We start from the raw sequence: 23,062 nt of genomic DNA, 5'->3' as shown, positions 1-23,062 counted from the left end.
CCTATTTACGCTGTTGCCGGTGCACTGCCAGTAGCAGGACCAGGCGTGCCAGCAGAATTACCAAACTGGGTTGCTGGAGGTGGTTTAGGTGACCGTGGTGGACGACCTTCCATGATGTCGGTGATCTGTTCTGCATCAAGCGTTTCCCACTCAAGCAGTGCAGCTACCATAGCCTCAACCTTGTCACGATTTTGTTCCAAGATCGATCTCGCTAAAGCATATTGACTATCAATCAACATGCGAATTTCTGCATCCACTTTTTGTTGCGTCAATTCGGAGACAGTCTTAGTGCTATTGCGGCCAAATATGCTTTCAGATTCAGTATCAACATAAACCATCGTACCTAAACTATCGCTCATGCCATAACGGGTAACCATATCGCGAGCCATCTTAGTAGCACGCTCAAAGTCATTTGATGCTCCAGTACTCATGGAGTGCAAGAAAACTTCTTCAGCAGCACGGCCGCCAAAAAGAATGGCCAACTCCTCCAACATGCGATCTTTGTAAAGGTTCACGCGATCGAATTCAGGCAGCTGCCAAGTAACGCCCAAGGCCATGCCGCGAGGCATGATGGTGACCTTGTGTACGGGATCAGCCTTAGGCAAGACTTTGGCTACCACAGCATGGCCAGACTCATGGTAAGCCGTATTGCGACGTTCTTCTTCACGCATCACAGCAGACTTACGCTCAGGACCCATATAGATCTTATCTTTAGCGTCCTCAAAGTCCTTCATATCAACAGATCGCTTATTGCGACGAGCAGCAAATAAAGCCGCTTCATTCACTAAGTTTGCTAAGTCGGCACCTGAGAAGCCAGGTGTTCCACGCGCTAATACAGCTGCATTTACATCAGGATCGATAGGAACCTTGCGCATATGCACTTGCAAGATCTGCTCGCGACCACGAATGTCAGGCAAGCCAACATGAACTTGACGATCAAAACGACCAGGACGAAGTAATGCTTTATCCAATACATCAGAGCGGTTGGTTGCAGCAACAACGATCACGCCGCTATTACTCTCAAAACCATCCATCTCAACCAACATTTGATTCAATGTTTGCTCACGCTCATCATTGCCGCCACCCATTCCGGCGCCACGATGACGACCTACTGCATCAATCTCATCAATAAAGATGATGCAAGGAGAATTTTTCTTGGCATTTTCAAACATGTCACGTACACGTGATGCACCAACACCAACAAACATTTCTACGAAATCAGAACCGGAAATCGAAAAGAACGGAACTTTTGCTTCGCCAGCAATAGCACGTGCCAAAAGGGTTTTACCCGTACCCGGAGGACCAACAAGTAACACGCCGTGCGGAATGCGTCCACCCAATTTTTGGAATTTCTGAGGATCTTTTAAGAAATCTACTAACTCAAAGACTTCCTCTTTTGCCTCGTCGCAACCAGCAACGTCAGCAAAAGTAACTGTATTGCTGTTCTCATCAATCAAGCGCGCTTTTGATTTGCCAAAAGAAAAAGCGCCGCCTTTGCCGCCACCCTGCATTTGGCGCATCATGAAAAACCAGAAACCAATAATTAAGAGAGTTGGTCCAAGATAGTACAAAGCAGACACCAACATATTTGGCTCATCATCCGCTTTACCAGTAACTTGAACTCCATACTTCATGAGATCACCAACCATCCAGATATCGCCTGGAGAGATGATGGAATATTTAGCGCCATCAGCAGGGGTAACTTGTAATGTGCGGCCTTGCACGTCAACACGCTTTACTTTTCCCGCTTTAGCGTCATCCATGAATTGGGAATAAGTGACCTGAGTTTGGTCCTTAGGCTTATCAAACTGTTTAAAAACAGTAAAAAGCACTAAGCCCACAATGAGCCACACACCGATTTTTTGGAACATATTGCTGTTCAAAATGAGTCCTTTTCTGGATTGATCCAGGAGTTAAAGCGAATCGCTTCCTAAGTATTTGATTCTACTACCACCCTTTTTCAAGGGCTAATGGCATATTTATTTAATAAACCCCCTACAAATTCAGGGTTTTTAGCCATTATTTCGGTGGTTTGAGGTTTCTTCCGAGGAGGAATATCTCTGAAGAGCGGGCTCTTGATGCCTTAGGTTTGCGGGGGGCTACGGTTTTAAACACCTTTTTAAAGGATTCGACAATCTGGCTATAGCCACTACCGTTGAAACACTTGATTAACAAAGCACCCTCAGGCTTAAGATGTGCCACAGCAAAATCTAAGGCTATTTCAGCCAAAAAGGCCATTCTGGCGGCATCAGCAACGCCGACACCAGATAAATTGGGGGCCATATCCGAAAGGACTAAATCCACTTTTCCTTCAGCCTCCTTAGGCAACAAGGCCTCAAGCGCAGCCAGACCCTCATCTTCACGAAAATCACCCTGAATAAAGCTCACATCCGCAATATCTTCCATGGGCAAAATATCAATCGCAATAATTTGACCATCCGGTTTGCCAGACTCAATCTTGGGATTGCTTTTACCAAGCTCTGTTAGACGATTGCGGGCGTACTGAGACCAGCTCCCTGGGGCGCTACCCAAATCGACAATCGTCATGCCTGCTTTAATGAGGTGATCTTGCTCGTCAATTTCGCTGAGCTTGTATACCGCTCTAGCGCGATAGCCCTCTTTTTGAGCCATCTTCACATAGGGATCGGTTAAATGATCCTGCAACCAACTTTTATTAAATTTATTCTTTGCCACAACTCACCCACTTTCGCCCTCTATTTTCCTGGTTTCTTCCGGCTAAAGCAAAAGGAATCTAGAAAAATAGCGCTAAATTGGCTTTATTCGACTGATTTTGTTGGTGAATGCTCTATCATCAAGCCCATGACTGCACTCATCCTTACCCCCGCACAACGTAAATCCCTCAAAGCTGACGCACATGATTTAAGTCCTGTGGTGATGGTCGGCGGCGATGGTTTAACTCCTGCTGTAATCAAAGAAGCAAAGTTAGCCATCAATCATCATGGCTTGATTAAGATTCGCGTTTTTGGTGATGACCGTGAGGCTCGTACAGCAATCTATCAAGAGCTCTGCGATAAATTAGATGCCGCTCCAGTACAACATATCGGTAAATTATTGGTGCTATGGAAACCAAAAGATGCTGTTGATGAAGTTTTCAGTAATTTAGGTCGCTCAAGCAAACAGACTAAAAAAACTTTGCAAGCGCCCCGCACTAAGCGTCAGCCAAACCGTACTGCAACTAAAACTGGTGTTCGCACTAGCACTTCCGAAAGATCAGATCGTCGCTCTGCGTCTAACAAGTCGCCTTTTGAACGCGCGGCTGCTGTGAAGTCTGCTACACCAAAGAAAAGAGTTTTGCGCTCCGAAGCTGCTGAATCCAAAATTGGCTGGTCTTCACCTGGTTACAGAAAAGCTACTGCAGCGCCAGCGCCCATTAAGAAACGTAAAGTACGCATGAGCAGTACCAAGAAAAAATCTTTGGGCTCTTAATACTTCTTTTAATAGATTAAAAACGTCGCTAGTCGGCGTTTTTTGTTGTGCGCCACACTAAGGCGATACCCAATATTGATTGGAGCATGTAGATGGCGGTTGATCCGCCATGTAACCGACTAAAAAGAACAGCGTGAGTGGATTCGCGAACAGACAATCCCAAATACAAAGCTTGGTCTCTTAATGAATTCATCCAAGGAATGATGATAAAAGCCGCGCAAATTGCACAAGCCAGCATCCCCAGCAACAACAAACGATCTATTCGATATTGTGGCTTACCTACGCGTACAAAGTAATTGGCAAGCACCATCAGGACAATACTTATTAGGACGCTTATGTATGCGGTTGACTTGAATAAGTTTGCCGCTACCATTCCAGCGACCTGACGATCCCCTAGACTCGAAAAGAGTGTCGGGACAACGAGAAATCCAATGGTTAATAAACCGCCAACCCAGAGACCCAAAAGCAGGCTATAAATCCTCTGGGCAAATGATGGAAACATTAAACGTAGCGTACGGCCAATATTTCAACTTCGCGGTTACCGCCAGGAGCTTGAACGGCAACAACATCGCCCTCTTCCTTGCTAATTAATGCACGCGCAATTGGTGAGCTAATTGAAATCTTATTTAAAGCGATATCGGCCTCGTCATCACCCACAATTTGATAGGTCAACTTAGTGCCATCTTCAAGATCTTCGAGGTCAACGGTAGCGCCAAATACGACACGTCCAGTAACGTCAAGAGAGGAAGGATCAATGATCTGGGCGGCCGACAACTTACCCTCTAACTCCTGGATACGGCCTTCGATAAAACCCTGCTTTTCTTTGGCTGCATCATATTCTGCATTCTCAGAGAGATCGCCCTGAGCGCGAGCCTCAGAAATAGCAATAATGACCGCAGGACGTTCTACATGCTTTAAGCGGTGCAGCTCTTCCTTCAGAAGTTCTGCGCCGCGTTTAGTGATTGGAATTGTGCTCATGCTGCTAACCTAACTTAAAATCTTGCGCAAAATTACGCATAAAAGCTGATTTTAGATTAAATAAGCGTCTGATGTAAGTTTTGCAATGAATAGACCTCGAGTGACTCTAGCTTGCCATTTTGAGATGCCAATAAACCATCCATTACTGCACGTGCCGCACTAATTGTTGTGTAGTAAGTCACGCCATTGGCCTGAGCACTAGTACGAATCGATCTAGAGTCAGCAATTGCAGTGCGGGTTTCATCCACAGTAGTAAATACCAAGGAGATTTCGCCATTCTTGATGAAATCAACAATGTGAGGGCGTCCATCCTTGACCTTATTTACTACTCTTACAGGCAAACCGGCAGCTTCAATTGCAGCAGCAGTACCCTTAGTAGCAACCATTGGGAAGCCGAGCTGATGCAATAACTTGGCAACTTCGATCGCCTTTGGTTTATCGCTATCCTTTACAGTCAAAAGAACAGTTCCGCTCTTAGGAAGCTTAATTCCAGCGCCCAATTGAGACTTGAATAAAGCCTCGCCAAAGGTTTTACCTACACCCATCACCTCACCAGTTGAGCGCATTTCTGGCCCAAGGATTGGATCGATACCAGGGAATTTATTAAATGGAAATACCGCTTCTTTTACAGAGAAGTATGGAGGTTTCACTTCAGCAGTAATGCCTTGCTGTGCAAGTGTTTGACCAACCATACAACGAGCAGCAATCTTAGCCAGTTGTAAACCAGTGGCTTTGGAAACGAAAGGTACGGTGCGGGAAGCGCGTGGATTTACTTCAAGAACATAGATAACATCATTGCCATCTACATTTTGTATAGCAAATTGAACGTTCATTAAACCAATAACATTCAATCCCTTAGCCATAGCTGCAGTTTGACGCTTAATTTCCTCTACCGTTTTATCGGATAGAGAATATGGAGGCAAAGAACAGGCTGAGTCGCCAGAGTGAACCCCGGCTTGCTCAATATGCTCCATAACGCCACCGATGAATACTTTTTCACCATCGCTAATACAGTCAACATCACACTCAATCGCATCATTTAAGAAGCGATCCAGTAAAACAGGAGAGTCGTGAGAGACTTTGACTGCTTCGCGCATGTAGCGCTCTAGGTCACGACCATCATGAACGATCTCCATGGCGCGACCACCCAAAACATAGGAAGGACGCACAACTAATGGATAACCAATTTCTTCCGCTAGTTTGAGAGCCTCTTCTTCGGTGCGCGCAGTGCGATTTGGTGGTTGACGCAAGCCCAAATCTTGCAATAATTTTTGGAAGCGTTCGCGATCTTCTGCAGCATCAATCATGTCAGGCGAAGTTCCGATAATAGGAACGCCGTTACGCTCAAGATCCAATGCCAGCTTCAAAGGAGTTTGACCACCGTACTGCACGATGACGCCCTTAGGCTTTTCCTTGGCTACGATCTCTAGAACATCTTCAAGAGTTAATGGTTCAAAGTACAAACGATCAGACGTATCGTAATCTGTTGAAACTGTTTCAGGATTGCAGTTGACCATAATGGTTTCATAACCATCATCGCGCATTGCTAAGGCCGCATGTACACAGCAATAGTCAAACTCAATACCTTGACCGATTCTGTTAGGACCACCGCCCAGAACCATAATCTTGTCTTTATTGGTTGGGTTTGATTCGCACTCACCATGATCAGCTTCATAGGTTGAATACAAATACGCGGTATTTGTTGAAAACTCAGCTGCGCAGGTATCCACACGTTTATAGACTGGAACGACTTTTAAGCGATGACGCGCAGCTCGAACGGAAGCAGCATCAATGCCAAGCAGTTTTGCCAAACGACGATCAGAGAATCCCTTCTGCTTTACAAAGCGTAGCTCTGGCGCAGTAAGGCTATCAATTTTGCGTTGCTTTAACTCGGCTTCAATCGTAATGAGCTCTTCAATTTGCTCTAAGAACCAAGGGTCGACTTTGGTTTCTGCATAAATCTCATCAAGCCCCATACCCATACGGAAAGCATCAGCCAAATACCAAATACGATCTGGGCCCGGCTCATTGATTTCGTTAATGATGTCATCAAGATCAGTAGAAACTTCATCAAGACCATCAACACCGACTTCTAAACCACGCAGCGCTTTTTGGAAAGACTCTTGGAAAGTGCGGCCAATAGCCATCACTTCACCAACAGATTTCATTTGAGTAGTTAAGCGTGAGTCTGCTTGTGGAAACTTCTCGAACGCGAAGCGTGGAATCTTTGTTACTACATAGTCGATTGATGGCTCAAAAGATGCCGGTGTAGCTCCACCAGTAATGTCATTTTTAAGCTCGTCTAATGTGTATCCAACTGCTAATTTGGCAGCTATCTTTGCAATTGGGAAGCCAGTTGCTTTGGAGGCTAATGCAGATGAACGCGAAACCCGTGGATTCATTTCAATGACGATCATGCGACCATCAACTGGGTTGATCGAGAACTGAACGTTTGACCCACCAGTGTCAACACCGATTTCTCGCAAGACTGCAATCGATGCGTTACGCATGATTTGATATTCTTTGTCCGTTAAGGTCTGTGCCGGAGCAACGGTAATGGAATCACCAGTGTGCACACCCATTGGATCTAAGTTTTCAATCGAGCAAACAATGATGCAGTTGTCATTACGATCGCGTACCACTTCCATTTCAAACTCTTTCCAACCAAGCAAAGATTCTTCGATGAGAAGTTCGCGAGTTGGAGATAAATCGAGACCGCGTTTGCAAATCTCTTCAAATTCTTCGCGGTTATAAGCAATACCACCGCCAGATCCACCCATGGTGAATGATGGGCGAATAACAACTGGGAATCCTGAACTACCCGTTTCCTGTTGAATGCGCTGTTGCACTTCGTGCGCTTCATCCATAGAGTGCGCGATGCCTGACTTGGCAGAGCCTAGACCAATCTTAGTCATAGCCTCTTTAAACTTCTGACGATCCTCCGCTTTGTCGATCGCTTCAGGAGATGCGCCAATAAGCTCGCACCCATATTTTTCCAACACGCCATGGCGATGCAGATCTAATGCGCAGTTCAGCGCCGTTTGACCGCCCATCGTTGGCAATATCGCATCTGGTTTTTCAGTAGCAATAATACGTTCTACAACCTCCCAAGTAATTGGCTCAATGTAAGTTACATCAGCCATCTCAGGATCAGTCATGATGGTTGCAGGATTACTGTTTACCAATATGACTTTGTAACCCTCGTCACGCAGCGCTTTACATGCTTGCGCGCCAGAATAGTCAAACTCACAAGCCTGACCAATCACGATTGGTCCTGCACCAATAATCAGAATGCTCTTAATGTCGCTACGCTTAGGCATTATTTGCCCTCCTTCTTGCTGGCAGCATTCATGAGCTCCACAAAACGATCAAATAAATAGGCAATGTCATGAGGTCCAGGTGAGGCCTCAGGATGTCCTTGGAAACACAGGGCTGGCTTATCTTTCCAAGCCAAACCTTGTAAGGAGCCATCAAACAAAGAAACGTGGGTTACACGAATGTTGTCTGGCAATGTATTGGCATCAACGGCAAAGCCGTGATTCTGAGAAGTAATTGCCACACGACCAGTATCTAAATCTTTAACCGGGTGATTTGCACCATGGTGACCAAACTTCATCTTCAAAGTTTTTGCACCAGCAGCAAGACCCATAATTTGATGGCCTAAGCAGATGCCAAAAGTTGGCACACCTTTATCAATGATTTCTTTTGCGGCGGCAATTGCGTAATCACACGGACCAGGGTCTCCAGGGCCATTTGAAAAGAATACGCCATCAGGATTCATGGCTAATACTTCAGCTGCACTAGTTTGTGCTGGCACTACCGTCAATTGGCAGCCACGCTCAGCAAGCATGCGAAGAATATTACGCTTTACACCAAAGTCATAAGCAACAACTTTCTTAACTGGTTTGCTGGTATCTAAGTCTCTGTATGCAGGCTTGCCATCAGGACCGTGCAGATCCCATTCAGCTTCACGCCACTCATAAGACTTATTGGTTGTAACTACTTTAGCTAGATCCAATCCAGACATACCTGGGAAAGCCTTGGCAAGCTCAAGAGCCTTCTTGCCTAAAGTCTCATAATCATCACCCACCTTGCCAGCAACGATTGCGCCTGATTGGGCGCCCTTGTCGCGCAAAATTCTAGTGAGCTTGCGAGTATCAATTCCAGCAATACCTAAAACTCCGGCTTTAGTGAGGTAGCTATCTAAAGAGTCTTCCGAACGGAAGTTAGATACGCGTTTTGGGAGGTCTTTAATAACCAATCCCGCTGAATGTATTTGAACGGATTCTGCATCCTGAGCATTTACGCCGACGTTGCCAATGTGGGGATAAGTGAGCGTGACAATTTGACGTGAGTAGCTAGGATCAGTAATGATCTCTTGATATCCAGTCAACGCTGTATTGAAAACAACTTCGCCGGTAGTTTCGCCTGGGGCGCCAATGCTAAAACCGGGAAATAAAGTGCCGTCGGCTAGGGCCAACACGGCTGGGGGAAAAGAAGGAAGCAAGGGTGACAAACCATCTCCAGTCCCTGCTCCATCCGACGCTCAAAACCCTCAAAAATACCAACCCGAGGATGTTTTTGCGGGAGGTGAGTGTCTTTAAGCGCTAGGGTATTTAATAAGTTTCGAACCCTACAATCATACCATTTCTGCTCGTAAACCCTTGAATATCCAGTCAAATGGGGCTTACAAAGGAAAAAGCCCCTCCAACCTGCTGGCTGGCAAAGCTTTTCAGCAAAAGTTAAGGGTTTTTAAGCCTTAGCGCTTTGCTCAATAATGGTCTTAATTTGAGCCAATACCGTCTGGTCGTCCATGGTGCTGATGTCACCAGGATCACGACCCTCGGCAACAGCCTGGAGTGCACGACGCACAATCTTGCCTGAACGTGTTTTTGGTAGTGCCGTGACAATATAAACACGACCTGGGCGAGCAATTGCGCCTAATGTTGTGTCAACAGTTTTCATGCATTCCGCTTCTAGGGTTGCGATATTTGAGGCGTCCTTAGGGATAACAAACGCTATCGCAGCCTGACCTTTAAGCTTGTCCTCAATGCCCACTACAGCAACCTCTGAAATATTGGGGTGGCTAGAAATGCTCTCTTCAATTTCGCGAGTACCTAAACGATGTCCGGCAACGTTAATCACGTCATCTGTTCGTCCAAGAATAAAGAAGTAACCATCTTTATCCTTGATGCCCCAGTCAAAGGTGGAATAAATCAACTTGCCAGGAATAGTTTCCCAGTAGGTGCTGATAAAGCGCTTGTCGTCACCCCAAACTGTTTGCATGCAACCTGGGGGCAATGGCCCTTCGATAGCGATAACCCCTTTTTGATCTGGTCCCAACTCTTCTGATGTGGCGTCATCAAGCAACTTCATGTTGTAGCCAAACGATGGCACACCTGGTGAGCCAAATTTATGTGGCATCACTTCTACGCCACGTTGAATTGCTAGCATTGGCCAACCAGTTTCTGTTTGCCAGTAGTTATCCACAATCGGCTTATTAATAGCGCCATGAATCCAGCTTGCAGTAGGCTCATCTAAAGGCTCACCCGCCAAGAACAATGCCCGTAATTTAGAAAGATCGTGCTTAGTCAAAAATGAGGGATCTTGTTTCTTGAGAACACGAACTGCTGTTGGCGCAGAGAACATGACAGAAACTTTATATTTATCTACCAGTTCCCACCAAATACCAGCATCCGGGCGCAAAGGTGTGCCCTCATACATGATTGTTGCCATACCAGAAAGCAATGGCGCATAAATGATGTAGCTATGACCGACCACCCATCCAATGTCAGAAGTACAGAACATTGTCTCGCCTGGATTACCAGTAAAAATATGTTTCATTGATGCAGCGAGCGCAACAGCATAACCACCGGTATCACGTTGCACGCCCTTTGGCTTTCCTGTTGTACCGGAAGTGTACAAAATATAGGAAGGATGCGTAGCATCAACCCACTCAACTGGAACTACATCATTAAGATGTTTCTGGCGTTCGGTTGCATAGTCCAAATCACGACCAGCAACAGTAGTGAACTCAGTTAAGCCGCGATTCACAATCAACACTTTTGCTGGTTTGTATTCAGCCAATGTGATTGCCTCATCCAACAAAGGTTTATATGGGACCGCTTTACCACCGCGCGCACCAGCCTCTGCAGTAACGATGAGCTTTGGTTTTGCATCATCAATTCGTGAAGCAAGGCTGTGAGATGCAAAGCCGCCAAACACCACAGAGTGAATTGCGCCAATACGAGCACAGGCCAACATTGCAAAACATGCTTCAGCAATCATTGGCATATAAATGAGCACACGATCGCCCTTTTGAATACCGTTTGCTTTATAGATTGCAGCCATACGATTAACTTCTTCGTATAGCTCTTTGAATGTGTAAGTTTTCTCTTGATTGGTTTCGGTTGAAACAGCAACTAGAGCGATTTGATCCGGGCGATCTTTGAGGTGGCGGTCTACTGCGTTGTAGCAAAGATTCGTAAGTCCACCCTCAAACCATTTTGCAAATGGCGGGTTGTTGTAATTCAGCACCTTATCGAATGGCTTTTCCCAGTGAATTAACTGCGCTTGCTCACCCCAAAATCCGTCTGGGTCTTTAATTGAGCGTTCGTGGTGTGCTTTATAGGACATGGTCAACCTGATTTCTTTAAAAAGTTACTGTAATTACTGGCCTTTGCTCGCCCCTTTGCTACCGTTATTGCTGTTGGAGGCGGCTGAATTACCATTTTTCGCAGATTTTGCAAGCCCTGTCGATGCGGATTTATGCTGAGATGCAGCATTTTTTTCAGGAGAATTACCCTTAGAAGCGGTTTTTCCTGATGTTTTGGCCGTTGTCGCTGGGCCGCACTTTGCGGTCTTGCCGCCCTTCCCAGTATTTGCTGGTTTTGGGCACTTTGGTGCCGGCGGTGCAGGCTTTTCCAAACTTAAGCTGGCATTTTCTGCCATGGCAGTCGATACATCTCCAGGACGGCGATTGGTTTTAGGGATCAACACTGTAGAGCCAGAGCGTATTCTCATTCCCCGTGGGATGCCATTCACTTCTCTTAGGGTGTCCACATCTACGCCCAAAGTTTTCGCCGCTTGATCTACGCTTTCAGTTTTAGATACTTTTACAGCTGTCCATGAAGAAAGCGGTTTGTCGTACTGCTTCAAGTTTGCTTGGAAGATTTCAGCATGAGCAAATGGCAAGAGGATTTGCTGATTCGCATTGCTCAGAATGACTGGCTTGTTAAATGAGGGGTTCAGACTATGAAATTCATCTGAAGGAATTTCAGCCAACTTAATTACAAGTGCTACGTCAATATCACTCCCCACATCCACCGCAACAAAGTACGGGTGGTTTTCAAGTTCAGGCAAAACAATTCCATATGCCTGTGGGTCCAAGACAATTTGACGATAGGCCATAAGCTTGGGAACGTAATTTCGTGTTTCACGAGGCAAGGTCAAGCTCTCATAGTCCGTTGGCAATCCAGCTGCAGCATTGCGCTTCTGTGCTTTAGCAATATTGCCAGCACCCCAGTTGTATGCAGCCAACGCCAACTCCCAGCTGCCAAATTGATTATGTAAGCGCTGCAAGTAATCCAATGCAGCATCAGTTGACTGAACTACATCTCGTCGTTCATCTCTAAATACGTTTTGCGTTAAGCGAAAATCTTTTCCGGTGGCCGGCATAAATTGCCATAAGCCCACTGCTTTTGCGCTTGACTTGGCGTGCGTAACAAATGCACTCTCTACAAATGGGAGTAATGCAATCTCAGTTGGCATATTTCGTGCGTTGACTTCTTGAACAATGTAAAACAAATAGCGTGAAGAGCGCGTCATTGAACGATTGACATAATCAGGCCTAGCAGCGAGCCAGCGGACTTGCTCAATTTCTAACGGCGTATTCATGGGCTCCATTTGGAAGCCATCACGGATGCGTATCCACAAGTTATCCGAAGGCGCGTACACCTTGCTAACTGATTGGTTTTTTAGGTTTACGCGCGTAGCTTTAGACGATTTTGGATTGGCTCTTGTTGGAGTATCGGACGACCAATCACCTGTACTCGCACAGCCACTCAAGAAAGCAACCATTAAAACTGCTGCATAAAACATGCGCATCAGAAGCGATCTTTCCAGGCGCGGATGACTGCTAAGACGTGTGCGAGACTTGGAAGCTCTGCCTGCCCTGAAACCTCTTTTGCCATTGCAATGACTTCAGGCTGATCGCAGCGCATAAAAGGGTTAACTTGCAGCTCTTGACCGATCGTAGTGGGAAGTGTTGGCAACCCCTGCCCTCGTAAAGATTTCGCCTGTTCTGCCCATGCAACTAAATTGTGGTTATTCGGTTCAACAGCCAATGCAAAGCGAATATTAGATAGTGTGTATTCGTGAGTACAGTAAACCAAAGTATTTTTTGGCAACGCAGCAAACTTACTTAAAGATTCACTCATTTGCGTAGGCGTACCCTCAAACAATCTTCCACAACCAGAGGCAAATAAAGTATCCCCACAGAACAACATAGGCTCTACAACGTTAGCCTGCATATTGGCAAAATAGGCAATATGGCTCAGAGTGTGGCCGGGAACTTCAAATACTTTTAAGCTAATTCGCGGGGAAGCAATTTCAATTTTGTCGTCCTGCATTGCTACCACTGTTCGACCGGGAATGTTATCTCCCGCCGGCCCGTAGACAGGAATATTGGCACCCAACTTTTCCAATAAGGACAGAATGCCTCCCGTATGGTCAGCATGGTGGTGCGTAATTAAGATTCCCTTGAGGGTTAATTTATTTGCTTTTAGATATTCCAGGGTCGGCTCAGCATCCCCCGGATCAACAACTAAAGCATTGCTACCATCGTGAATGCACCAAATGTAGTTATCATCAAATGCCGGTATGGGCCAGACCTGCAATAAAGTATTCTTATCCATGTACTCATGATACCAACCCCACCCATCCCTTCTCAGATGCCTGCACCCCCCTGGAGCTCCTGGGAAAAATGGCTCCAATCACCACCTGGGCGCTATGTCCTAGCCTGGGAGCAGCGCTGTTTTGATCAAATTGTTGCAGATGTCTTTGGATTTCATGCCGTCCAGATTGGTCTGCCGCAGATCAACACCTTGAGCGAGAATCGGATGCCCCTACAGGCGCTCCTAATTCACTCAAACGACAACCGCATAGATGCTGGCCGCTTTAACTGGCATTTAATTGAAGCCAACTCTACTGAGCTCCCTTTTTCTAGCGAGAGTTTGGATTTAATAGTCTTGCCTCATGTATTGGAATTTGCAGCAGATCCCCACCAAATATTGCGCGAGGTTGATCGAGTGCTTCGCCCAGAAGGCCGCTTGATTATTTCAGGCTTTAATCCTGCGAGCTTATGGGGTGCCAGACAATATCTCAGCAGATTAATAGGCAGCCCCTACCTACCTAGAGACGGTCAATTTATTAGCCTCATTCGCATTAAAGATTGGCTTGAGCTTCTCAATTTCTCTCTCGATCGCGGCCACTTTGGATGCTACAAATTTCCCCTACAGGGCGAAGCTGTTATGGGCAAAATGAATTTTCTTGAAAAAATGGGAAATCGTTGGTGGCCAATATTTGGGGCAGTTTTCCTGGTATCAGCCATCAAGCGCCAACAAGGAATGCGCCTCATCGGTCCAGCGTCTCTAGTCCGAATTCCGGCAATTCAGCAACTAAGCCCCGCTGCGGAGCGAAGTAATCTGCAAAAACGTCTCAAGAGCAACAATAACCAGTAAATTATTGCTATGCCGCATACCAAACACCCCCATATCGTGATTTATACCGATGGAGCCTGCAAAGGAAACCCCGGACCTGGTGGTTGGGGAGCTGTTTTGCGCTCAGGCGGGCACGAAAAACATATCCATGGTGGCGAAAAACTCACAACTAATAACCGTATGGAGATTTGTGCGGTTATTTTTGCCCTAAAGGCCTTAAAACAACGTAGTACGGTCGAGCTTTGGACTGACTCCCAATATGTCCAAAAGGGAGTTACGGAATGGCTAGAAGGATGGAAAAGGCGCGGTTGGAAAACAGCCAGCAAGGATCCTGTTAAAAATGCGGATCTTTGGCAGGAGCTAGACTCACTACTCCCAAGCCATGACATCTCCTGGCACTGGGTAAGAGGTCATAACGGTCACCCTGGGAATGAGCTGGCAGACCAATTAGCCAATAAAGGCGTTGAAGAATTTCTACCCTAGGCCAATGCCCTTCGGCAACCACCTTTTAAGGCATCTTATGAGAGAATGGTCCTGCTTTAAATACCCCAGAAACAGCATATAAACCCTAGAAATCCAAGAAAAACAAGTCTGTGTCAAAAATCGAATCCTCCCTTGATAAGTTGTTAGGCAAGCTCGTGCAACTGAAGGATGCGGGCAAGTCTCGTTTATGCACGCTTTGGAATAAATATTTGCCTCAGGTTGATAAGCTTAAAGACATTAATTACGTCTCTATCAAGGCATTCATCAAACGCTTTAAGTGGCGTATTTTGATCGTTTTGATACTGCTGTATGCGGGCTCAAAAACATACGATTATTTTTTCCCAGCAGGCAAGAAAGCTGGCGGCCCTCAAACGATTACTAGTATGGTGGTCGAGAAAAAGGATGTCCCACTGATCATCGAGGCAACTGGCACGATTGTCTCCAATAGCATTGTTGATATTCGCCCGATGGTGACCAATACCGTTACCAAAATTCACATCAAAGATGGGCAAGAAGTAACAGAGGGCCAACTTCTCTTCAGTCTAGATGACCGCAACGATAAGGCTAACTACGAAAAACAGAAGGCCTTGGCGGATGATGCTCAAAAGCAATATTTGCGCGCTAAGGAATTGGTTGCCAAAAATTTCATATCAAAAGCAGGTTTAGAAACTTCTCTTGCAAACGCGAAATCAGCACAAGCTGCTGCACGCTCAGCCGAGGTACAACTCTCTTTTGATTCAATACGCTCCCCCATTAACGGTCGTGCCGGCATCATTAATGTGTTCCCAGGCTCCTTTGTGCAGGCTAGCAATGCGGTAATTAGCTCAACCAACGCTTCCGCTACATCGACCACTGGATCCATGGTCACCATTACGCAATTGAATCCAATTAATGTTCAATTTGTTATTCCAGAAAAAGATATTCCAATTATTTTGGAAAACAAAAAAGCTGATGAACCCTTAAAAGTTAAAGTCACCGTTGGCAATTCTGACAAAGCTGCTTATGAAGGCCAGGTATTAGTAATTGATAACCAAGTAGATCCAGCGATTGCAGCGGTAAGAGTTAAAGCGCAAATTCCCAATGAAAAAATGGAGCTTTTACCAGGTCAGTTTGCACGTGTATCCCTAAATGCCAACACATTAAAGGATGCAATTGCAGTACCAACTGAAGCTATTGTGATTAGTCCAACCGGTCGCCTCGTCTATATAGTAGACAAGGATGACAAAGTGACTGCGAAGCCAGTAAAGGTGACATACGAATACCAGGGCACCTCTGTTGTATCGGGAATTCAAGCTGGTGACCGCATTGTTGTTGAAGGCAAGCAAAATTTACGTACCGGCAGCAAAGTGCGGGAAGCTAAAACTGGTAAAGGTCCGGCTCCCGCCAATAACACACCTGCTGCAGAGCAAAAATGACACTTTCTGAGTTATGTATTAGACGCCCCGTCATGACGGTGTTGCTCTCTATTGCAACCGTCATTGCTGGAAGCGTAGCGTATTTCAAAATTCCAGTAGCCGCTCTACCGAGCTTCAATACGCCGATCATTTCGGTCACCGCAAGTTTGCCAGGCGCTGCACCAGAAAATATGGCCTCCGCAGTTGCGTTGCCGCTTGAGAAAGAATTCTCAACAATCGATGGCATCAAGGTCATTAGCTCAACCAATTCACTCGGCTCTACTAGCATCACCCTTGAATTCAACAATGATCGCGATATTGATAAGGCGGCGGTAGATGTACAGGCAGCTCTTTTGCGCGCACAAAGGCGCCTGCCGATTGAGATGACGGTACCGCCTTCTTACCGAAAAATTAATCCTGCAGATACACCGGTACTCATTGTCAGAATGAGTTCTCCATCAATTAGCCTCTCGGAAATGAACGCCTATGCCGAGAATTTAATGGCACCGAATTTATCGACGATTTCAGGCGTGTCTCAGGTTTCTGTTTATGGCGCTAAGCGCTATGCAGTTCGCGTTAGCGTAAGACCAGATGCTTTAGGCAACCGCAATATTACGATGGATGAAGTGGCTGCTGCAATCAATAAAGCCAATACTAATAGCCCCGTTGGCACCCTAGATGGTCCACGACAACTCATTACCATCTATGCAAATCCTCAATTAGTTAAGGCAGAAGAGTTTGGCAACCTCATCATTGCACAGCGCAATGGATATCCAATCTATCTTAAGGATGTGGCTGATGTACAAGAAAGCTACGAAGATGTAAAAACTTTTGCCTCAGCAAAAGGCGAAAGATCGATTGCGATTGGTATTAACAGACAACCAAATGCCAATACGGTTGAAGTAGTTGATTCGATCAAACGCTTATTACCCTCGCTTCAAGCGCAGATGCCGGATTCGATTCAGCTAACACTCATCAACGATCGCTCGCTCTCAATTATTGAGTCCATCCATGACGTTAATATCACCCTGCTTTTCACTATTGCATTGGTGATTCTGGTGATATTCCTGTTCCTCAAGCATGTATCAGCAACCGTTATCCCATCAATTAGCCTGCCTATTTCCTTAATTGGTGCCTTTTTTGTTTTCTACTTCTTGGGCTACAGCCTGGATAACATCTCTCTATTGGGCATCACGCTAGCTGTTGGCCTGGTTGTTGACGATGCGATTGTTGTTTTAGAGAACATCATGCGTTACGTTGAACAAGGCATGGATCCACTTAAGGCTGCGCTCAAGGGAAGCAAAGAGGTTGGCTTTACTATCGTTTCCATTTCCCTGTCCTTGGTGGCAGTCTTCATTCCGCTCTTCTTTATGGCGGGACCGATTGGCCTCCTATTCAGAGAGTTTGCAGTTGTTGTTACCCTCTCTATTTTGGTTTCTGCGGTTGTTTCACTGACAGTAGTGCCAATGCTTTGTAGCCGGTATCTACCAAAGCCAGACCACAAACCAAAAGAATATGAAATTACTAAGAAATTTGATCGCCTCTTCGACTGGACTCTAAAGGGATACGTTCACTTTTTAGACTTAGCTTTAGTCAATCGCAAAAAGGTGTTGTGGGGAGCAATTGCTAGTTGTGTCATTACTGTTGCCCTCTTTATCTATAGCCCCAAAGGCTTCTTCCCCGAAGAAGATATTGGTCAATTGCGAGTTACGGTCGAAGCCTCAGAGGACACTTCGTTTAAAACGATGATTGCCCTGCAAGATCAGGCAGCCAAAATCGTTGATAGCGACCCTAACGTTGCAACATCGATTTCTATTTTGGGTGGCGGACAAAGCTCAGGGCGCAATACCGGTCGGTTCTTCATTATTTTGAAGCCAAAAGGCGAGCGTCAAAAAATGAGTAAGGTAATGGAAGGTCTTCGAACAAAGTTCAGAGAAATTCCTGGCATCCAGGTTTACATGAGCCCAGTACAGAATTTACAACTAGGCGGACGAAGCAGTAAGAGCCGCTATCAGTTCACATTGCAAAGTGTTGGCTTTGAGGGTGTAAATGAATGGGCTGATAAGCTATTGCAAAAGATGCGTACTGATCCGATCTTTAGGGATGTGACAAGCGATTCACAACTCAAGGGCCTTAACGTCAAAATTGAAATTGACCGTGAAAAAGCAGCAAGCGCTGGCGTATCGATTGCCGATATACGAACAGCCCTCTACTCTTCATTTGGTGAGCGCCAAGTGTCTACCATTTACACACCGGTTAATACCTACTACGTCATTCTTGAAACGGCAGAGGATGATAGGCAGTTTGAAACAGACTTAAATAAAGTATATGTACGAGGCAGAGCTACTGACAAACTCATACCGCTATCTAGCTTGGCTAGCTTTGTAAGAACGGTTGGACCAACCGCTGTAAATCATCAAGGTCAAATTCCTGCTGTAACGATTTCATTTAACTTGGCACCTGATGTCTTTTTGGGTGATGCAACCAAAGCGATTGATCGGTTTGTCAATGAAGTTGACTTGCCACCTTCCATCATTACCAGCTATGGTGGCGATGCCGCTGTCTTTAAAGACAATCAATCGGGACAAGTAATCTTATTGCTGGCAGCGTTAGGTGTAATTTATATTCTGCTTGGCGTTTTATACGAGAGCTATATTCACCCACTTACTATCTTGGCAGGACTACCATCTGCTGCGATTGGCGCCATACTAGCGTTACGTATTTTTGGCTTTGAGCTCACTATCGTTGCCTCAATTGGCATCTTGCTACTGATTGGCATTGTTAAGAAGAATGCGATCTTGATGATTGACTTTGCACTAGATGCGCAACGTAATCAAGGCATGAGTCCAGAGAAAGCAATCCGAGAGGCTTGTATCTTGCGCTTTAGACCCATCATGATGACCACCATTGCCGCTTTGATGGGTGCGCTGCCAATTGCACTCGGCCTTGGTGCTGGAGCAGAGTTACGCCAACCTTTAGGTATTAGCGTTGCCGGTGGCTTGATATTTTCTCAATTTGTAACACTCATCATTACTCCGGTAATTTATCTTTACCTGGATAAATATGCAGGTAATGGTCCAATGGATATTCCACCTGCCATTCTGGAGGGAACCTAATGCGTCAAGTTATTCTCGATACTGAAACCACAGGCTTAAATCCTGCTACAGGTGACCGCATTATTGAAATCGGTTGCGTTGAAATGGTTGGTCGTCGCTTAACGGATAGAACCTTTCATTACTACATCAATCCAGAGCGCGATATCGATGCAGGAGCCTTTGCAGTTCACGGCCTCTCAAGAGAGTTTTTATCTGATAAGCCCATCTTTGCAAATATTGTTGAGCAGCTTATTGAGTTTGTTGATGGCGCTGAAATCGTAATTCATAACGCAGCATTTGACTTAGGATTTTTAGATAACGAGTTTGCGCTATTAAAACGTCCTCCGTTTCGGAATCTTGCATCTAAGGTAACCGATACCCTATTAGATGCCCGTCAAATGTTCCCAGGTAAAAGAAATTCCTTGGATGCATTGTGCGAACGTTTTTCGATTAGCAATAAACACCGTACCTTGCACGGCGCTTTATTGGATGCCCAGCTTTTGGCCGAAGTCTATGTAGCGATGACTAGGGGTCAAGAGGATCTGTCCATAGATCTCATTGATTACACTGTAGGCGCAGATTCCTCTGGACACACCAAAGCACTTCCGACCAATTTAAAAATACTTTCCGCTTCAGAGGATGATCTACTCAGCCATGAAAAGATCCTTGCTGAAATTGCCAAGGCAAGTAAAAAGGACTCCGTTTGGAGTCCTTTAGGTATTGCTAGCTAACAAGAATTAGCCGTTCATTAGATCGCTGCGGCAATCGCCTTACCTAAATCATCAGTCTTGGCTGTGCCACCAAGATCAGGTGTCAAAGGTGCATTTCCAGGGCCAGAAGCTAATACCTTTTCAATCGCTGTAAATATAGCTTTACCAGCCTCTGGATAGCCAAGGTGATCAAGCATCATCGCCCCGCTCCAAATTTGACCAATCGGATTAGCAATCATCTTGCCAAAGATATCGGGTGCAGATCCATGCACAGGCTCAAATAATGACGGGAACTTACCATCTGGATTAATGCTACCTGATGGCGCTACAGCAATTGTGCCGGTACATGCAGGCCCCAAGTCGGAAAGAATGTCTCCGAACAAATTGCTCGCCACAACGACATCGAAACGATCTGGATTCATAACAAAGTGTGCAGCCAGAATATCAATGTGATATTTGTCTGCTCTTACATCTGCAAACTTCTTCGACATTGCTTCTACGCGCTCATCCCAGTATGGCATCGTAATAGCAATACCGTTTGATTTTGTGGCTGAAGTGAGATGCTTCTTAGGGCGACTTTGTGCCAGATCAAATGCATATTGCAAAATACGATCTACGCCTTGTCTTGTGAAAACGGATTCCTGAATAACAATCTCACGATCCGTATCAGGGAACATTTTTCCACCGACACTTGAGTATTCGCCTTCTGTGTTCTCGCGCACAACAAAGAAATCAATATCACCAGGCTTGCGATTGGCCAATGGGCAAGGAACACCTGGCAGCAAACGCACTGGACGCAAATTGACGTATTGATCAAAGCCGCGACGGAATTGAATCAAGCTACCCCATAATGAAACATGGTCAGGAAGAACATCAGGCATTCCAACTGCGCCAAAGAAGATTGCGTCGTACTTCATTAAGGTATCGAACCAATCATCGGGCATCATTTTGCCGTGCTTGAGATAGTAGTCACAGCTTGCAAAGTCAAAATGATCAAACTGCATTCCGAGATTAAATTTGCGATTGGCAGCCTCTAGTGCGCGGACGCCCTCAGGCATAACCTCTTTACCAATGCCATCACCAGGGATAACAGCAATTTTTGGATTCTTAAAAATTTTTTTTGCGTTCATGAGTAACTTGTCTCTTTTAATTTTTGATGAAGATGAATTTTACAAATTTCTAACTAATAGCGCGGCGGATCTCATCCGGCGCTTTTTTAGTACCTTTTTCTACAGAATCAGAATCGTAATCAGTCGTATTTTCAATTGTCTCGGGAACCGCCTCTAGCATACGAATATTGTCTTTTGGGCAAATTGGCGCGCCATAGCTAGCCCACTTTTTAAGCAAGGTAACCTCATAGCCACATTGGCTGCATTTTGCTTTGCTACGGCTGGCATTGCTAGGTCTAGGGGGTGGAAATACGATGGCTTGATGTGGGTATGGGCCCAATTCCTGGCTAATCATCATCAGTTTTACTGTTAATTCTTCAGTAGCATGAGCCATTCTGGCTGGGCCCTCTAAACCAACTGTCTGAGCTATCCCCTTGAAATCCTCGCCATGGCCACTAAAGCAGTCATCAACAGCATGGCAAAGCTCATGCACTAAGGTGTCCAAAAGCTGCACTGGCTCATCTAATTTTGGGGAGATAAATATCTCATTAACACCACCCCCAGATCGCTCACGAGGCCAGCACTGACCTAGTGTTGTTCTGGGGCTACTAGAGGCTGGAAAGCCGCAAGAAACCCTTACTGGAGGGATTGCGTAGCCCGCTTTTGAAAATACTGGCTCCAAATGCCTTACAGCATCTTCAAGCCATGCTTCACGTACTGTATGTTGCTTCATCTAACTTATCTTCTATGGAATTTCTGGGACAAAAAAGCTTAAATTGCGATCATACGCCACCATAAGTAGAATGAACCAATGAAAGATCTAGAAAGCCTCAGCGCCTCTCAAGCCATTAAAGCCCTCTCTCAAAGGGAGATAAAGGCCACTGATTTGCTGCTCTCCTGTCTTGACCGCATAGGACAACGGGAGAGCCACATTAAGGCTTGGACCAGCCTTGGCAAGGAAAATGCTTTATCGCGCGCCAAAGAGCTTGATAAAGGGGCATTTAAAGGCATTTTGCATGGCCTGCCTATCGGCGTGAAAGATCTATATGACACCTATGACCTGCCAACCTCTTATGGCTCTCCCATCTACGCCAATCACTATCCAGTAGCCGATGCCGTCTCGATTGCATTGATAAGACAGGCAGGCGGCATCATTCTAGGCAAAACAGTTACTACCGAATTAGCATCATTTAAAAGCGGTCTAACAACAAATCCGCATAATTCAAGGCATACGCCCGGAGGATCATCAAGCGGCTCTGCCGCAGCGGTTGCCGACTTCATGGTGCCTCTGGCAACAGGCAGCCAAACAGCTGGGTCTATGATTCGTCCAGCATCCTATTGTGGCGTAGTAGGCTTTAAACCTAGCTTGGGCAAAGTGAGTATCGCGGGCGTGAAAAGCCTTTCGGTTTCATTGGATACTTTGGGATGCTTTGGCAGGACTGTAGAGGATGTAGGGTTAGGTGTTGCAGCCATGAGTGGTGATCATCGCCTTGCAAAGATTGAGATGCTGCATAACAAACCCCGCATTGCGATTTGCAAGACTTCAAACTGGTCTCTTGCCCAACAGGAAACTGCAACTGCGATGGCTGTAGCGCGCCATGCGGCGGAGCGCATTGCCAAATCCACTGTTGTGGACTTAAAACTACCCAAATCCTGTGATGACATCACGCAAGCTCAAACTCGCATCATGCTCTCCGAAATGTCTCGCAGCTTTGTGTTTGAGCGAACCCACTATCCAAAGAAATTAAGCTTGATATTGAGCAAGCAACTCACTGACGGCGCTGCAATTAGTTATGAGCAGTACGCAAAAGATTTACTGTTTGCAGGCAATGCTAAATTATCCATCAACGCACTATTCAATGATGAGGTTGACCTATTGATAGCTCCCAGCGCTCCGGGTGAAGCGCCTGATTTAAAAGATGGTACCGGCGATCCAGTCTTCTGTCGAGAATGGACTCTCTTGGGATTGCCTTGTATCAACATCAATGTAGCCAGCGGCCCCAACGGATTACCGGTTGGCGTGCAGCTCATAGCTGGGCCAGACAAAGATCATTTTCTTTTAAGCGCAGCAAGAGCTTTCGTACATGCTCTGCCTGATCCCACTTTAAGAGATCAGGCATAGAGCAA

General features: G+C 45.8%; 18 protein-coding genes. 7 read left to right on the top strand and 11 right to left on the bottom strand.

Annotated elements, in window-relative coordinates; genetic code table 11:
* Positions 1 to 5: 5 nt before the first annotated feature.
* Together ftsH and ICN19_RS08725 are read right to left on the bottom strand one after the other, a co-directional pair.
* Entirely contained in the window at positions 6 to 1,883 is a 1,878-nt protein-coding gene (ftsH, locus tag ICN19_RS08730) for an ATP-dependent zinc metalloprotease FtsH (RefSeq protein WP_216247126.1), read from the bottom strand.
* Positions 1,884 to 2,019: 136 nt separating this feature from the next.
* Positions 2,020 to 2,694, bottom strand: coding sequence for an RlmE family RNA methyltransferase (locus tag ICN19_RS08725; protein ID WP_216247124.1), 675 nt, complete (start codon positions 2,692 to 2,694; stop codon positions 2,020 to 2,022).
* 126 nt (positions 2,695 to 2,820) lie between these two features.
* On the opposite strand from ICN19_RS08725, the gene ICN19_RS08720 reads away from it, so the two are divergent.
* Positions 2,821 to 3,447, top strand: coding sequence for a YhbY family RNA-binding protein (locus ICN19_RS08720; protein ID WP_216247122.1), 627 nt, complete (start codon positions 2,821 to 2,823; stop codon positions 3,445 to 3,447).
* 28 nt (positions 3,448 to 3,475) lie between these two features.
* Here the strand turns inward: ICN19_RS08720 and ICN19_RS08715 are convergent, their stop codons facing one another.
* From ICN19_RS08715 to gloB, 7 genes are all read right to left on the bottom strand, one after another.
* Positions 3,476 to 3,949: a DUF4149 domain-containing protein gene (locus ICN19_RS08715; protein WP_216247120.1), complete on the bottom strand. Its 474-nt coding sequence runs from the start codon at positions 3,947 to 3,949 to the stop codon at positions 3,476 to 3,478.
* Positions 3,949 to 4,425 carry a transcription elongation factor GreA gene (greA, locus tag ICN19_RS08710; RefSeq protein WP_068322970.1) on the bottom strand — a complete coding sequence of 159 codons (477 nt, stop codon included), beginning with the start codon at positions 4,423 to 4,425 and terminating at the stop codon, positions 3,949 to 3,951. The genes ICN19_RS08715 and greA overlap by 1 nt, the downstream gene beginning before the upstream one ends.
* Before the next feature lie 56 nt (positions 4,426 to 4,481).
* Entirely contained in the window at positions 4,482 to 7,745 is a 3,264-nt protein-coding gene (carB, locus tag ICN19_RS08705; RefSeq protein WP_216247118.1) for a carbamoyl-phosphate synthase large subunit, read from the bottom strand.
* Entirely contained in the window at positions 7,745 to 8,932 is a 1,188-nt protein-coding gene (gene carA, locus ICN19_RS08700) for a glutamine-hydrolyzing carbamoyl-phosphate synthase small subunit (RefSeq protein ID WP_216247116.1), read from the bottom strand. The genes carB and carA overlap by 1 nt, the downstream gene beginning before the upstream one ends.
* Positions 8,933 to 9,177: 245 nt before the next feature.
* Positions 9,178 to 11,061, bottom strand: coding sequence for a propionate--CoA ligase (locus ICN19_RS08695; RefSeq protein WP_216247114.1), 1,884 nt, complete (start codon positions 11,059 to 11,061; stop codon positions 9,178 to 9,180).
* A 33-nt stretch (positions 11,062 to 11,094) separates the two neighbouring features.
* Complete coding sequence (locus ICN19_RS08690; RefSeq protein WP_216247112.1) at positions 11,095 to 12,531, bottom strand: transglycosylase SLT domain-containing protein; 1,437 nt, start codon at positions 12,529 to 12,531, stop codon at positions 11,095 to 11,097.
* Positions 12,531 to 13,340, bottom strand: a complete 810-nt coding sequence (gene gloB / locus ICN19_RS08685; protein WP_216247110.1) for a hydroxyacylglutathione hydrolase — start codon at positions 13,338 to 13,340, stop codon at positions 12,531 to 12,533. The genes ICN19_RS08690 and gloB overlap by 1 nt, the downstream gene beginning before the upstream one ends.
* A gap of 36 nt (positions 13,341 to 13,376) precedes the next feature.
* On the opposite strand from gloB, the gene ICN19_RS08680 reads away from it, so the two are divergent.
* The 5 genes from ICN19_RS08680 (at position 13,377) to dnaQ (ending at position 19,847) form a co-directional block, all read left to right on the top strand.
* Entirely contained in the window at positions 13,377 to 14,165 is a 789-nt protein-coding gene (locus ICN19_RS08680) for a class I SAM-dependent methyltransferase (RefSeq protein ID WP_255536983.1), read from the top strand.
* A 9-nt stretch (positions 14,166 to 14,174) separates the two neighbouring features.
* Entirely contained in the window at positions 14,175 to 14,627 is a 453-nt protein-coding gene (gene rnhA, locus ICN19_RS08675; RefSeq protein WP_068322986.1) for a ribonuclease HI, read from the top strand.
* A 110-nt stretch (positions 14,628 to 14,737) separates the two neighbouring features.
* Positions 14,738 to 16,042 carry an efflux RND transporter periplasmic adaptor subunit gene (locus tag ICN19_RS08670; protein WP_216247106.1) on the top strand — a complete coding sequence of 435 codons (1,305 nt, stop codon included), beginning with the start codon at positions 14,738 to 14,740 and terminating at the stop codon, positions 16,040 to 16,042.
* A complete protein-coding gene (locus ICN19_RS08665; RefSeq protein ID WP_216247103.1) occupies positions 16,039 to 19,137 on the top strand; it encodes an efflux RND transporter permease subunit in 3,099 nt (1,032 codons plus the stop codon). The genes ICN19_RS08670 and ICN19_RS08665 overlap by 4 nt, the downstream gene beginning before the upstream one ends.
* Positions 19,137 to 19,847, top strand: a complete 711-nt coding sequence (gene dnaQ / locus ICN19_RS08660) for a DNA polymerase III subunit epsilon (RefSeq protein ID WP_216247102.1) — start codon at positions 19,137 to 19,139, stop codon at positions 19,845 to 19,847. The genes ICN19_RS08665 and dnaQ overlap by 1 nt, the downstream gene beginning before the upstream one ends.
* A 17-nt stretch (positions 19,848 to 19,864) precedes the next feature.
* Here the strand turns inward: dnaQ and ICN19_RS08655 are convergent, their stop codons facing one another.
* Both ICN19_RS08655 and ICN19_RS08650 read right to left on the bottom strand, forming a co-directional pair.
* A complete protein-coding gene (locus ICN19_RS08655; RefSeq protein WP_216860673.1) occupies positions 19,865 to 20,956 on the bottom strand; it encodes a tartrate dehydrogenase in 1,092 nt (363 codons plus the stop codon).
* Positions 20,957 to 21,005: 49 nt separating this feature from the next.
* Positions 21,006 to 21,668: a SprT family zinc-dependent metalloprotease gene (locus ICN19_RS08650; protein WP_216247099.1), complete on the bottom strand. Its 663-nt coding sequence runs from the start codon at positions 21,666 to 21,668 to the stop codon at positions 21,006 to 21,008.
* A gap of 78 nt (positions 21,669 to 21,746) precedes the next feature.
* Here ICN19_RS08650 and ICN19_RS08645 point away from each other — a divergent pair, with 78 nt between their 5' ends.
* A complete protein-coding gene (locus ICN19_RS08645) occupies positions 21,747 to 23,057 on the top strand; it encodes an amidase (RefSeq protein ID WP_216247098.1) in 1,311 nt (436 codons plus the stop codon).
* The last annotated feature ends 5 nt before the right edge of the window (positions 23,058 to 23,062 follow it).

This window comes from Polynucleobacter sp. AP-Capit-er-40B-B4 (assembly GCF_018882245.1).
GTDB lineage: Bacteria > Pseudomonadota > Gammaproteobacteria > Burkholderiales > Burkholderiaceae > Polynucleobacter.
This window is presented reverse-complemented; position numbering and strand designations above follow the sequence as displayed.